We start from the raw sequence: 12,298 nt of genomic DNA on the forward strand, positions 1-12,298 counted from the left end.
CTACAGAAGCCGTCATTGGACTTCGGCCAATGAAGGCCTGGCAGACCAGCTGCATCGTGGCTGTTCTCGCATGCGCGGGACTCTTTCTGGCCGCCGGGAACAGACCGGCGGCGACGTTGCCGGATGTCCTGTCGGAAGCGGCTGCGAGCATACCGGCTGCAGCGAGCACAGCGGCTCCTGCGAACGTGGTGACGCCTGCCACCTACGCAGAGGCATCCGCCAAACTCGCGGCGGCGCTTCGGGCAGAAAGAGCGGAGCCGGGCTCGGTGACGTCGGCAGGTTCGGCGCCGCTGCGCACGGAAGCCGAGATCGTCGATGAACCCGTCGCGCCGAAATTGGCGTCGTTGGGACAGGATGTCGTCCAATCGCTGCCGCCGGAACGCGATGCGTCCAACGGAGCTCCGAAAGCGGCGTCGACGCAGGATTTCCGTCATCTGATCTACTACGTCTGGTCCGAACTGCCGCCCGCCGAGAAACCGGCGGAGATCGTCTTGCGTGCGTTTAGGGACATTCCGGTCGGAACGCCGACTGAGGAGATCAAGCGCGCTGCCGACGCGTTTGGTCTCGATTTCAATTTCATGATGGCGGTTGCCAAGATCGAATCCGGCTTCAACCCCAATCAACGCACCGGGTCCTATATCGGGCTGTTTCAGCTGAGCTATTATGAGTTCGGAAAGTTCGGCTTCGGGCAGATTCGCAGTCCGCGGGATAACGCCGTCGCGGCCGCCTACAAGATCATTACCGAAGGCGTCCTGTTCGAGTGGATCACCCACCGCAAGCCGGACATGAGCGATCTCTACCTGATCCATCAGCAGGGCTGGGAAGGCGCCGCCGAGCACATCAGCCGGCCCGCTCGCCTTGCGTGGAAATCAATGTGCGCCACCAGCGAAGGCAAGGAGAAGGGCGAGAGGTGGTGCAAACGCGCGATTTGGGGCAATGCACTTCCGGCCTTCAAGCGCACCTGGAAATCGGTCGACAACGTGACGTCAGAAGCGTTCGTCGGCATGTGGCGCGGCCGGGTCGCCGAATTCTACACGAAGTATGTGGCGACTGCTGCGGCGGCGGCAAACCAATAATCCCATCGTCGGCGGCGCCGCACACGTTGCTTTGTCTTTAGCGCAACTCGCCGGCCGTCGGCCTTTACCCAGGGTGTGTTGGGCCCTCACCTGAACGGGCTATTGAGCCGTGTAAACGCAACGAAACCCGATATAGACCGCGTGAAAGTCGGCCGATTTCCACTGTACGGCTGACGCTTTTGTCTTGTCCGCACCGTACCACCACGACCCGCCGGCCGTCAGTGCCTCATCGCCCCGCCGATCCGCGAGCCATTCCCAGACATTGCCACCCATATCGTACAGACCGTTGACACCCCGCTTGGTGGTACCAACGGCTGCATGCCGCGGCCAGCGATCTCTATCGGATGTGTTCATGCCGTCAGGTCTATCGCCGACAGGATAAGGATAGGTGCGTCCATTTACGAAATCGTCGGTAGGATTCGCACGCGTTTCGGTATAGGCGGCTCTTTCCCATTCTTCCAGGGTCGGCAAGCGTCCGCCCGCGGCTAAGCAGTAGTCACGAGCTTCGTTCCACGACACATGCACCGCCGGCTCATCGTCGCGGCTCGGTTCTCCGAACGGCGTCGCCCATGTCCAGCCGCGGCGACGGACCCAGCTGCCCGCGAATTCGTGTCCGCCTCCTTCCTGTTCGGCCGCGGTCTTCAGAGCTTTGTCAGCAGCGAAATTGCGAAACTGGCCGATCGTGACCTCGGTCCGGTCGATGGCAAACTTGCCCAGATTCTCGCGTTGGGCAGGCTCGGCGAATGCAACGCCGGTAACGGCCATCAAGCCACATCGCAAAGCAATCGAGCGCCATTTCATGTAAGAACTTCTCCTGTATTGCCTCGAGGTGAGACGTGGCAGGCGCCGACCCAGCGCGCCTGCCATTCACCGATCAACTCATGCGCTGACGCAATGCCGCCTGCGAACGGCGAATGACGCCCTGGTACATGCTCTGCTTGTCAGGATACCATTGCATCGACGCGAGATTGGCGAAGCCGGGAATGCTTTCCATATGCCGTGCCATCCGCTGCCGCATGGATTGATCCGGCTGAGGACCGCGCAGTGCGCCGACGTTCTCGGCCGCGTGATCCGGGTTCGACGTCGCGGCAAGAACGGTCGTCACCGCCGGATGGCCCATGGCCCATTTGATGAAGAACTGCGACCAGTTCTCCGCACCGATATCGCGGGCAAAATCGGGCAGCGGCCGGCCCTCGACGATCTTGTGCAAGCGGCCTTTTTCCAGCGGCATGTTTGTGAGCACGCCGACGCCCTTGTCGCTCGCCGCGCGAAGGACGCGCTCCTCGGCGTGACGATTGAAGATCGAATAGTTGACCTGGATGATGTCCACCAGATCCTTGTCGATCAATCCTGCGAGAATGTTGTGATAGTCATTCTCGTGGACCGAGGCGCCGACATAACGAATCCTGCCCTCTCTCTTCCATACGCGCAGCAGTGGCACGATCGCGTCGACATTGACCAGGCTGTGGCAGTGGAGCACGTCGATCTTGTCGCGCCACAGCCGAAGCCTCGATTGCTCCATGCTGGCCAAGGCGTGGCTTTCGTCGGCCAGGTAGTCGCCGGTCGACCAGATCTTGTTGCTGATGAACATCTGGTCCGTCACGCCCATGGCGCTGAGAAAGCCACCGACGCTGACCTCGCCGGTACCGTAGAGCGGCGATGTATCGATCACCCGGACGCCGGCATCTATATATTTCCTGGTGACCTCTCGCAGCGCGTCGCGATTGCTGCCCGGCAGCAGGTCAAAAGTCAGAAACGTTCCCAGTCCGAGCGCGGGCAGACTTTCGTTGGTGCGGCCGATCGTTCGGGTGAGTACCGGCCCCGCCGCAGCCGCACGCGATGCAGTGCCGGCTGGCGCTTGCGCACTGGCGCTCGAAACGCCGACTGCAGTTGCGTGAACAGCTGTCGCCGCGATGGCGCCCATCGCGGTGGCGGCGCCGAGAAACTGGCGGCGATCGGTCGCCGTCGGCCTATCCTGTGGTGTCTTATCCATTGCAAATCTCCGTGATTTCGCCTGCGGCACTTGTCGCCTGCCAATAGAAAGGATCGACCGCTCGCTTTGTCGCGCGGGATTCTGACCAAATCACTCGGATCCTGACGCGACGATGCTCCCTTTCCGGTCTGCAAGGAATTGCGGTTCCAAGCTTGAATGTGTATTCAGGCGACGTCGCTGCGCAGGAAGTCGCGATGCACCGTGTCATTGAGAATGCGTCGACAATCGATCGGTTGAGCTCCCGGCCGGATGGCTGGCGGCGCACCCAATGGGCGAACGGTGCATTCGAAACGGCGTACCGGCCGATGACCTCCATCGTCGAAGGACGCATCCTGTCGCCAAATCACCTCATCATGGCGACCCTGTCCGGCGGCGCCGAGCGACATGTAATTTCGGCCGATGGCGGGCATCGCTATGACGGGCCCGATCTGCCGTCGACCGTTTCATTTCTTCCGGCTGGCTGCGAACGACGGCTTCGGCTTCACAATGTGGGTTGGCGATGGGCAGCGATCGCCCTCGACCCCGCCAGGATTTCAGCAATCGCCGGCGCATCGATCGAAGGACTGGGCCCCTGTCGGGCGCGGAAGACAGCTTCGTCTGGAACATGCTCGCGGAGTTCGAACGAGTTGACGCGCTGGAGGGAGGTCTCGACGCGATCTATTGCGACACGATGAGCCTTGCTCTCGTTGTATACCTTGCACGCCGATACGGTGGTGCAAGAGTGAAGGATACATCGATTAAGCTGCCGGCGTGGCGGTTACGGCGTGTCACCGAATTCATCGACGCGCATCTAAGCGCGACAATTCGGATTGCCGATCTCGCTGATCTTGCGCAGCTCTCGGAAGGCCATTTCCATCGCGCATTCAGGGCAGCGACCGGGCAGACGCCGCTGGCATTCGTCCATGCGAGGCGAGTCGCGATGGCAAAACAACTGCTGGCGAGCAGCAAGCTTTCGGTCGCGCAGATGGCGCTACGCGTCGGTTTTCTCAGTCCCGCGCATTTTGCCCGCGTCTTCCGGTCAATGACCGGCCAGAGTCCATCCCAATATCGACGCTCATTCCATCTTTGACGGCGGAAAGTAACGCCTGACGGCCAATGGCGTACAACGGCAGTCGGCAAATAGCCGACGACACGCCCCAACCCTGCTTCATTTTCCGACGAGCCCGTGGCCCCGGCGTCAAGACGCAGCGGTTCACGACGAGGGGCCCCTGCGGGTGATGAAGTGGCGGCGCGGCCCGCGCTACAGCGCGAGCACGACCTCGCCCGACACCGCGTCCGTCACGCCGCGTCCGTTGCCCTGGTCCTCGAGCACGGACCTGAAACTGTCGAGGGTCTTGATCATCGCCGAGCGGGCCGCGACCAGCGCATCCTGGCTGGACCACGTGCCGATGAGGCAGAAGGTCTGATCGCCGGTCCTGATGATGACGCCGTGCTCCAGCCCCGGCCATTTGGCCTTGCCGTCTCGGTGCGCATCGAGGAAGGCGCCCTCCTGGCCCGGCTTCACCTTGAACTTGACGACGTTGTAAACCTGCATGACGCGCCTCCGGAACATGATTGGATGAAAATGCGAGCGCCGTACCAGATCGGGTTCGGACCGATATCTTTGCACCCCCGCAACAAAAAGTCGAAAACAACCCACGCACGGTAGGCGGGGCAACAGAATCAGCGACTTAGAGCGCGGCGAGACGGAATAGATCTCCGCGGCGGGCTGGCTGCTCCAGCAAGCACGATCTTTCGAATGACCGCAGCGCACTCTGCTCATCTTACGAAAGCGTTGCACCGTCGGGAAAAACAGGAGCAGGGCGCATCGGAAGAATCAAGATGGGCCGAACCCATCCGCTGCTCCGTACTGACATCCCTGGGCTTCACACCTCGTGGAACCAACGAGGGTGTCGCGCGTTGCCGCGCTGCTCTAGAAGGTGACGCAGCTGAAGCCGGGTCGCCTTGCTGGGCCAATCAAGACGGGAACGCCGGGCGAGCCAAACCAGATGCGTCGTATCCGACTCGTGATCGCAGATCGCCGTCCGATCGTCTTGCAGGGTTTTGAGACGCTATTTGCGACCGAACGTGACTTCGAGATCGTTGCGTCCTGCATCAATGGAGCCGATTGCCTCGAAGCCGTCCGGACGTTGGTGCCGGACGTCGCGCTTGTCGAGGATGGATTTCCCGATCTGACGGCCTCAGCCATGCTGGCCGCCGTCAACGCCGAAAGCCTTCGCACACGGCTGGTCTTCTACACCGCATCGATCGCACGCGGCGATCTCGCTGCGGCCGTCGCAGCGGGTGCCTGCACGGCTATACCGATGCGCGAGGAGCCTGAAAACCTGCTGCAGTCCCTGAGGCTGGTGGCGCCGAACGCGCATCCGGCGGCCGGCAAGGCAGGCAATGGCGCGTCTGGCGAAAATGGCCTGGCAGCGCTGACGGACCAGGAGCGCAGGATCATGCGTCTGGTCGCCAGCGGCATGTCGAACAAGGAGATTGCGCGCGAGCTCAAGGTCGCCCCAGGCGCCATTCAGGCGCGGATCGATCGCATGTCCGCGCGGCTCGACATCAAGGGCCGGACGGAGCTCGCAAGCTTCGCCCTGTCCCGCCTCTACGGCGGCGTCGGCGCGCTTGCAGCTCTGATTTGGGCGGCGCTGGATGACGTTCAATCCGCGAACGCGGCGGCCTTCGATCATGCGGATGCCGACAATTTCACGGTCATAACCGCAGACGGCGCCGGCGCGATCGTGAGCATCAAGATCACCTCCGCAAAAACGACCCTTCCGGCCAAAACGGCCAAAGCCTTCCGTATCGAGAACTCCCCGGCAGACATGCCGACGCGGGCCGCCAAGCTCATCGAATCCCGAGCCGATATTGCTGGCAGCACGATCACGGCGCCGCCCCTCACCCCTTCAAGAGCGGGCTTGAGCAGCGCCGGCACGTTCATGATGACGGCAGTCGGAGTCTCGCTTTACGAACTTTTCAGCAATCACGCGCAGGCGTTCACGGTTTCCGACGGCCTGAGCGACGTCTTTGCGTCGGCTTCCGCAGAGACCAGCGCGTTCGCCGCCCTCAACCCTGCAAGGCCGGATGCGAACCTCGACGGCTTCGACAAGCTGCCCTGGCCCGATCCCGAACTACACCATGATTCATTCGCCTTCGCCGCTGCCCGAGGCGACGCCATGGCCAGAGCCGACGAGGTTCAGACCATCGACGCGGCCGCGCGCGAGGACGGCTTCGGCGACAACGGCAACCCTCATATCGGATCCGGCGCCATCGACGCTCTGAGCGATCATGGCGGCTTGGAACAGGCGGCCGCAACGGGCGCGAGGAATGCCGAACGCGGCACGACACAGGCAGCGGCGATCGACGCACGCGATCATGGACAAGCGCAGCGCGATTTGCACGCTTCGGAAGACGGCGCAGCAGCCGGCAAGCCGAATGCCGCGCACGGGCCGCCGGACCACGCATCGAACCAAGAGAAATCGCACGCTTCGGAGAAGGGTGCGGCAGCCGGCAACAAGCACGCCGAGCACGAGCCACCCGGCCACGATCCAAGTCATGAGCAATCGCAGGGCGACCTGCACGCTTCAGAGAAGGGCGCAGCGGCCGGCAAGCATCAGGCCAAGCTGGATTCGACTGGACAGGACACCAATTCAGGACAATTGCATCGCACTTCGGAGGACGGTTCCGCAGCTGCCAAGCACCACGCCGATAATGATGGCCCGGCAAGCCATGCCAGTTCCGGCCAGGCGCAGCGTGACGTGCATCAGGCACATCAAGGCTACTCCAAGAATTCGCCTGCCGAGGCGCCCCGGAAGGCCGGCGGCAACGATCAGGCTCAGCATGATTCAGGGCCGGAAAAAGCGGCTGCCGCGCCCAAGGCCGACGATGCTTTTCATTTCAAGCATGACCTGCCCGCGCCGAGACATTCTGATCATCTCGAGGTTGGCTTCGGCGCCGGTACGGCTGGACATGGTGTGCATCCCGCCGGACATGCTGAACTGACGTCGATCCTGACTTCGGACCCGATTGGCCATTCGCACGCGGAGCAAAGCGCACTCGATCACCCAAGAGGCGTTGAGCACCATCCGACGCAGGATCTTCTCGTGTAGCGCACGCGTCTCCCGACGGCGTTAACCATCACCCGCGGTTCCGGCCCCGGCGAATTCGCTTCGAAGTTTCTTAAATCTTGCGGGGTACCTCTCCTAGGCGTGGCGACCTGGGAGAAGACATGAGCAAGCGGGCCAAACGCCGGAAGGCCGAGACGATCGCACTGCCGATGGCAGCAAGAGTCGGAATTGGCGCCGTGGCCGTCGCAGCATTGGGGTATGGCCTATTGGCTCCCCCGGGAAACGTGCAACCGGTGCGGAAGCCGTCCGCGCCCCAGGCCATGGCATCGTCAACTCCGGTCTACGTGGCACCGCAGGTTCACGCAGCAGCGCCCGCGCCGCCTCCGGTTCCGGCTCCGGCGCCGCTGGTCGAACCGCCCAAAGCCGACGCCGAAATTCCCGGAGCCTTGGTCCGGCAGGTGGTCGACTATGCCAGCCGCCAGACGCCGGGCACCGTGATCATCGATACCAACAACACGTTCCTCTATCTCGTCCTGAACGACACGCAGGCGATGCGCTACGGCATCGGTGTGGGCCGCGAAGGTTTTGCGTGGTCCGGTGAGCAGACCGTGGCGCGTAAGGCAGAATGGCCGGATTGGCGCCCGCCTGCGGAGATGGTCTCGCGTCAACCCTATCTGCCGCGGTTCATGGCGGGCGGGCCCGGCAATCCGCTCGGCGCCCGCGCGATGTATCTCGGCGAGACCGAATATCGCATTCACGGCACCAACAAGCCCGAGACGATCGGCAAGCGGGTGTCGTCCGGCTGCATCCGCCTGACCAACGAGGACGTCGTCGACCTCTATGAGCGGGTGAAAGTCGGCGCGAAGGTGATCGTGCTTCCGACGAATGCGGCGCGTCGACCGTCCCAGGGTGCGCCCGATGCCGCATCCCGATCGCCGGACCCGGCCTCGCCGTCGAACCGGCCGTCGGCGACCAGCGCACAGCTGCCGTCAGCCGGACCGAAGATCGCCGAGGTGCAGTAGTTCGGTCCTTCCTCCTGGCTCTGCCCCGAGGACAAAGAGGCAATTCAAGTCGTCACTACACGTCGGTAGCCACGGCCGAACAGACCATCTTGCGCGACCAAAGCCGGTCTGCGTTGGCAAAATGCGGCATCGAATTAACCGTGTCGACAAATGATTGCCGTTGGGCGGCGGCCGCCGGCAAAGTTGCCTTATTGACGCGCAGAATTTTTAGCGGCGCTAACCTGGGTCAGAGGCGCGTTATGCTGAGAATGGCGTTGTTGGGCCTCCTCATCCTGTTGAGTGTGGGAATGCTATCGGCCATGGAGCTGAGTGCTCCACCGCGTCGCATCGCCGCCACGGTCCAGCCGCCTGCCGAGCAGAACGCAAGTATCCCCGCTTCGCACGATGCGCTGGCGAAGGCCGATCGCCTCGAGGTTGCCGCTGAGAGCCGCGCGATGCCGACACAGACCGCTTCGGTGGATAACCCGGTTGCTCCGCAGGACGTGCATGTCCGTTCATTCGCGCCGGCGCCGGTCGTCCGTCCGCGAAGCAAACCGAAACGGATCGCGACCGCTGAACCTCCCAAGCCGAAGCCAAAGGCATTTGGCGTCAAACGAGCCGCCACTGTTCAGCGCGCAAAGGCCGCCAACGAGACCGAGCACTGTCGCCTCAAGGCGTTCGGCGGCCTGCTCAAGGCTTTGAACTTGACCGGCTGCGAAATCTGACGCCGCCTCCAGGAACGTCTCGCAAACTCTTCCGATCAGCCATATCTTGCCCGCATGAAAAAGATCGGATTCCTCTCCTTCGGGCACTGGACGCCCTCGGCGCAATCGCGGACGCGCTCGGCGGCGGATACGCTGCTGCAATCGATCGAGCTGGCGGTCGCGGCCGAACAGTTAGGGGCCGACGGCGCCTATTTCCGCGTGCATCATTTCGCGCGGCAGTTGGCCTCGCCGTTTCCGCTGCTCGCGGCCGTCGGCGCCAGGACCAGCCGAATCGAGATCGGCACGGCCGTGATCGACATGCGCTACGAGAACCCGCTCTACATGGTGGAGGACGCCGGCAGCGCCGATCTCATCGCCGGCGGACGGCTGCAGCTCGGCATCAGCCGCGGCTCGCCCGAGCAGGTGATCGACGGTTGGCGCTATTTCGGCTATCGGCCGGCCGAGGGCCAGAGCGATGCCGACATGGGGCGGCGCCATGCGGAGGTCTTCCTCGACCTGCTGCGCGGCGAAGGATTCGCCGAGCCCAATCCGCAGCCGATGTTTCCCAACCCGCCGGGGCTCTTACGCCTGGAGCCGCATGCGCCGGGCCTGCGCGAGCGGATCTGGTGGGGCGCCGGCTCGAACGCCACCGCGGTGTGGGCGGCGAAGCTCGGCATGAACCTCCAGAGCTCGACGCTGAAGAACGACGAGACCGGCGAGGCCTTTCACCTGCAGCAGGCGGCGCAGATCCGAGCCTATCGCACGGCGTGGAAGGAAGCCGGCCACAGCCGCGAGCCCCGCGTCTCCGTCAGCCGCAGCATCTTCGCGCTGATGGACGAGCGCGACCGCGCCTATTTCGGCGGCGAGCGCGGCAGCGAAGACCAGATCGGCTTCATCGACCCGCGCACCCGCGCGATCTTCGGCCGGAGTTATGCGGCCGAGCCCGACGTGCTGATCGAGCAGCTGCGCCAGGACGAGGCGATCACCGAAGCCGATACGCTGCTGCTGACGATCCCGAACCAGCTCGGGGTGGACTATTGCGCGCATGCCATCGAAGCGATCCTGATGCATGTCGCGCCGGCACTGGGGTGGCGGTGACACGAACGGCAATATGTCCCAGAGGAATCACATTTGGACCCTCCCAAACGGTCGTCATGCCCGGGCTTGTCCCGGGCATCCACGTTTCTCGGTGCCGCGCGGCGAGGCGTGGATGGCCGGGACAAGCCCGGCCATGACGATGTGGGGACTATCGTGCCTCAAGCAACCTCACATGCGATAGCCCGGACCCTACCCAGCCTCACCCCGTCTTCGTCCCCGTGATGACGGCCAGCGCCTCGACGAGGCGGTCGAGATCGGCCTCGTCGGTGAAGAGCGCCGGCGTCACACGGATGCACTGGCCTTTGGCGACGCCGGCGCGGCGCACCGTCATGATCCGGTAGCTGTCCCGAAGCTTCGCAACGATGGCCTCGTTGTCGGCCTTGCCGGTCTTGCCGGCAAGGCGGAAGGACGTGATCGCGCCATATGAGCCGACTTCATCCGGCGTCAGGATCTCGATGTCCTTGAAGCCGCGGACGCGGCTCACCCAATAGTCGCGCAGATGGCGCAGACGCGCTTGCTTGGCCGCGCCGCCGATCTGCTGATGCAGCGCCAGCGCCATCGGCACCGTCAGCATCGTGGCGAAATTGACCGTGCCGGTATGCACCCGCGAGCGGATGTCGCTTTCCGGAAAATCTTCGTCGCACATGTTGCGGTCGATGGCCGAAAGGCGATCCTTCCTGATGTAGAGGAAGCCGACGCCGAGCGGCGCGCCGATCCATTTGTGCAGATTGAAGCCGACGAAATCAGCCTCGAGCTCGCTCACCCGGAAGTCGAGCTGCCCCCAGGAATGGGCGGCATCGACGATGGTGTCGATGCCCTTGGCCTTGGCCATGCGGGCGATCTCGGCGACCGGCATGACGAAGCCGGTGCGGTGGCTCACATGGGTCAGGAGCAGAAGCCTCGTCTTCGGGTTCGCCTCGATGGCGCGGGCATAGGCGTCGAGCACCACCTGGCGGGTGGCGGGCTCCGGCACGTCGAACTTGACCACGTCGACGCCGCGGCGCGCCTTCAGCGCGTTCATCGCATATTGCATCGAATCATAGTCGAGATCGGCATAGAGCACACTGTCGCCCGGCTTCAGCCTGTTGTAGCCGCCGATGAGGAGCTGAAGCGCTTCGGTGGCGCCGCGGGTGAGCGCGATCTCAGCTGGAAGCGCGCCGACAGCCTCCGCCACCTTGGTGCGCACAGCTTCGAAATCCGCACCCGCACGCAGCCGCGCGTAATAGGTGTTCTGATAATTGACCATGTCGGACTGACGGATGAACTCGCGCCGCACGGGCTCGGCCATGATGCCCCAATAGCCGTTCTCGAAATTGAGGATGTCGAGCGTCACGGCATAGAGCCCCTTCACGGCCGCCCAATAGGACTTGTCGGTGGCGATGGCGGCCACTGAGCCGGTCGGCTGCGGCGGAAGTCCCTCGGCGGCAAAGGCCGGCCCCGCAAGCGGCGCCACGGCCGCTACCGCGAGGCCCTTAAGCATCGCGCGGCGGTCCGCTGAAATCGTCCTGATCCGTTGCATGTCAGCTCTCCCCAGAGCGTTTTCGAGCGAAGCGGCGTCGGAATCGCATCGCGAAAGTGCCAAACGACGATCCAGAGCTCCGTTCCGACGTCACCGGACGAAGCAGGCTCTGGCGCGCGGGACAAGAGCAACGGACGATGCAGCGGAGATGACCGGAGCGTGACAATGCGATGATCGGAAGCCGATGGCGACGGCGCGGCCGGAGCAGCGGCCTCGACGCGCGCGAGCGGATGTGGGGCCCGGTTTCTTGCTTTGTCCGGAAACCGGAACCTTCACATCAGTGCAGGTAGCCGATGAGATAGATGCCGCCGCCCAGGACGATGAGCGCGGGCACCGCCCAAAGAATCAACACAGGCATTTTCCTCTCCTCCAGTTGAATCCTCCCGGGGAGAGAACGGGAAAAAACGGCAAACGTTCCGGGTTTCCTCGGAACGGCGCAGCTGATGGCGAGTTCATTGCAGCGCCGCATGCAGCGGCAAGGGAGAACGCGATGAAGAAGCTCATGTTGATTTCGGCCGCCGCTCTGCTCGTGTCGACGGGCGCGATGGCACAAACCACCGTCACCACCACGACCGGGGCCGGGCACGGCGCCGCCGTGCAGATCGAACCGGAATACCGCACCAAGATCCGGTCCTACGTCACCGAGCGCAAGATCCGTCCGGTCGAAACGCGCGAAAAGATCGTCGTCGGCTCGCCCGTGCCGAGCGACGTCGAGCTCGCGGCCGTGCCGAGTGACTGGGGTCCCTCGCTCACCAAGTACCGCTACGTCTATTCGGGCAACCGCGTGATGTTGGTCGATCCCGGCAGCCGCATGGTCGTCCAGGAGATTGACTAAACCGCCGCACGGCGGGT

At 63.6% G+C, this 12,298-nt stretch carries 12 protein-coding genes; 7 read left to right on the forward strand and 5 right to left on the reverse strand.

Going from position 1 to position 12,298, the window contains the following annotated elements; translation table 11 throughout:
• The first annotated feature begins 29 nt into the window (after nucleotides 1-29).
• Nucleotides 30-1,076: a transglycosylase gene (locus ABIA40_RS27395; RefSeq protein WP_404544254.1), complete on the forward strand. Its 1,047-nt coding sequence runs from the start codon at nucleotides 30-32 to the stop codon at nucleotides 1,074-1,076.
• Between the two features lie 99 nt (nucleotides 1,077-1,175).
• Here the strand turns inward: ABIA40_RS27395 and ABIA40_RS27400 are convergent, their stop codons facing one another.
• The 3 genes from ABIA40_RS27400 to ABIA40_RS27410 all read right to left on the reverse strand — a co-directional run bounded on the left by ABIA40_RS27400 (nucleotide 1,176) and on the right by ABIA40_RS27410 (nucleotide 3,479).
• Nucleotides 1,176-1,877, reverse strand: a complete 702-nt coding sequence (locus tag ABIA40_RS27400) for a formylglycine-generating enzyme family protein (protein WP_404544256.1) — start codon at nucleotides 1,875-1,877, stop codon at nucleotides 1,176-1,178.
• Between the two features lie 73 nt (nucleotides 1,878-1,950).
• The gene (locus ABIA40_RS27405; protein ID WP_404544259.1) at nucleotides 1,951-3,099 is read right to left on the reverse strand and encodes an aldo/keto reductase; all 1,149 of its coding nucleotides are present in this window, start codon (nucleotides 3,097-3,099) and stop codon (nucleotides 1,951-1,953) included.
• A 134-nt stretch (nucleotides 3,100-3,233) separates the two neighbouring features.
• On the reverse strand, nucleotides 3,234-3,479 hold the full coding sequence (locus tag ABIA40_RS27410; RefSeq protein ID WP_404544260.1) for a hypothetical protein: 246 nt from the start codon (nucleotides 3,477-3,479) through the stop codon (nucleotides 3,234-3,236).
• An 89-nt stretch (nucleotides 3,480-3,568) separates the two neighbouring features.
• On the opposite strand from ABIA40_RS27410, the gene ABIA40_RS27415 reads away from it, so the two are divergent.
• On the forward strand, nucleotides 3,569-4,138 hold the full coding sequence (locus ABIA40_RS27415; protein WP_404544263.1) for a helix-turn-helix domain-containing protein: 570 nt from the start codon (nucleotides 3,569-3,571) through the stop codon (nucleotides 4,136-4,138).
• 171 nt (nucleotides 4,139-4,309) lie between these two features.
• Here the strand turns inward: ABIA40_RS27415 and ABIA40_RS27420 are convergent, their stop codons facing one another.
• Complete coding sequence (locus ABIA40_RS27420) at nucleotides 4,310-4,603, reverse strand: antibiotic biosynthesis monooxygenase (RefSeq protein ID WP_225150875.1); 294 nt, start codon at nucleotides 4,601-4,603, stop codon at nucleotides 4,310-4,312.
• A 454-nt stretch (nucleotides 4,604-5,057) separates the two neighbouring features.
• Here ABIA40_RS27420 and ABIA40_RS27425 point away from each other — a divergent pair, with 454 nt between their 5' ends.
• The 4 genes from ABIA40_RS27425 (at nucleotide 5,058) to ABIA40_RS27440 (ending at nucleotide 9,927) form a co-directional block, all read left to right on the forward strand.
• Complete coding sequence (locus ABIA40_RS27425; RefSeq protein ID WP_404544266.1) at nucleotides 5,058-7,166, forward strand: LuxR C-terminal-related transcriptional regulator; 2,109 nt, start codon at nucleotides 5,058-5,060, stop codon at nucleotides 7,164-7,166.
• Nucleotides 7,167-7,285: 119 nt separating this feature from the next.
• Nucleotides 7,286-8,146: a L,D-transpeptidase gene (locus tag ABIA40_RS27430; RefSeq protein WP_404544269.1), complete on the forward strand. Its 861-nt coding sequence runs from the start codon at nucleotides 7,286-7,288 to the stop codon at nucleotides 8,144-8,146.
• 239 nt (nucleotides 8,147-8,385) lie between these two features.
• Nucleotides 8,386-8,850, forward strand: coding sequence for a hypothetical protein (locus tag ABIA40_RS27435; protein WP_275498369.1), 465 nt, complete (start codon nucleotides 8,386-8,388; stop codon nucleotides 8,848-8,850).
• Between the two features lie 54 nt (nucleotides 8,851-8,904).
• A complete protein-coding gene (locus ABIA40_RS27440; RefSeq protein WP_404544272.1) occupies nucleotides 8,905-9,927 on the forward strand; it encodes an LLM class flavin-dependent oxidoreductase in 1,023 nt (340 codons plus the stop codon).
• Nucleotides 9,928-10,126: 199 nt separating this feature from the next.
• Here ABIA40_RS27440 and ABIA40_RS27445 read toward each other — a convergent pair whose 3' ends face one another.
• Entirely contained in the window at nucleotides 10,127-11,446 is a 1,320-nt protein-coding gene (locus ABIA40_RS27445; protein WP_404544275.1) for an aminotransferase class V-fold PLP-dependent enzyme, read from the reverse strand.
• 490 nt (nucleotides 11,447-11,936) lie between these two features.
• On the opposite strand from ABIA40_RS27445, the gene ABIA40_RS27450 reads away from it, so the two are divergent.
• A complete protein-coding gene (locus tag ABIA40_RS27450) occupies nucleotides 11,937-12,281 on the forward strand; it encodes a DUF1236 domain-containing protein (RefSeq protein ID WP_036026829.1) in 345 nt (114 codons plus the stop codon).
• The last annotated feature ends 17 nt before the right edge of the window (nucleotides 12,282-12,298 follow it).

The organism is Bradyrhizobium sp. USDA 223 (genome assembly GCF_044909005.1).
Lineage (GTDB): Bacteria > Pseudomonadota > Alphaproteobacteria > Rhizobiales > Xanthobacteraceae > Bradyrhizobium > Bradyrhizobium yuanmingense.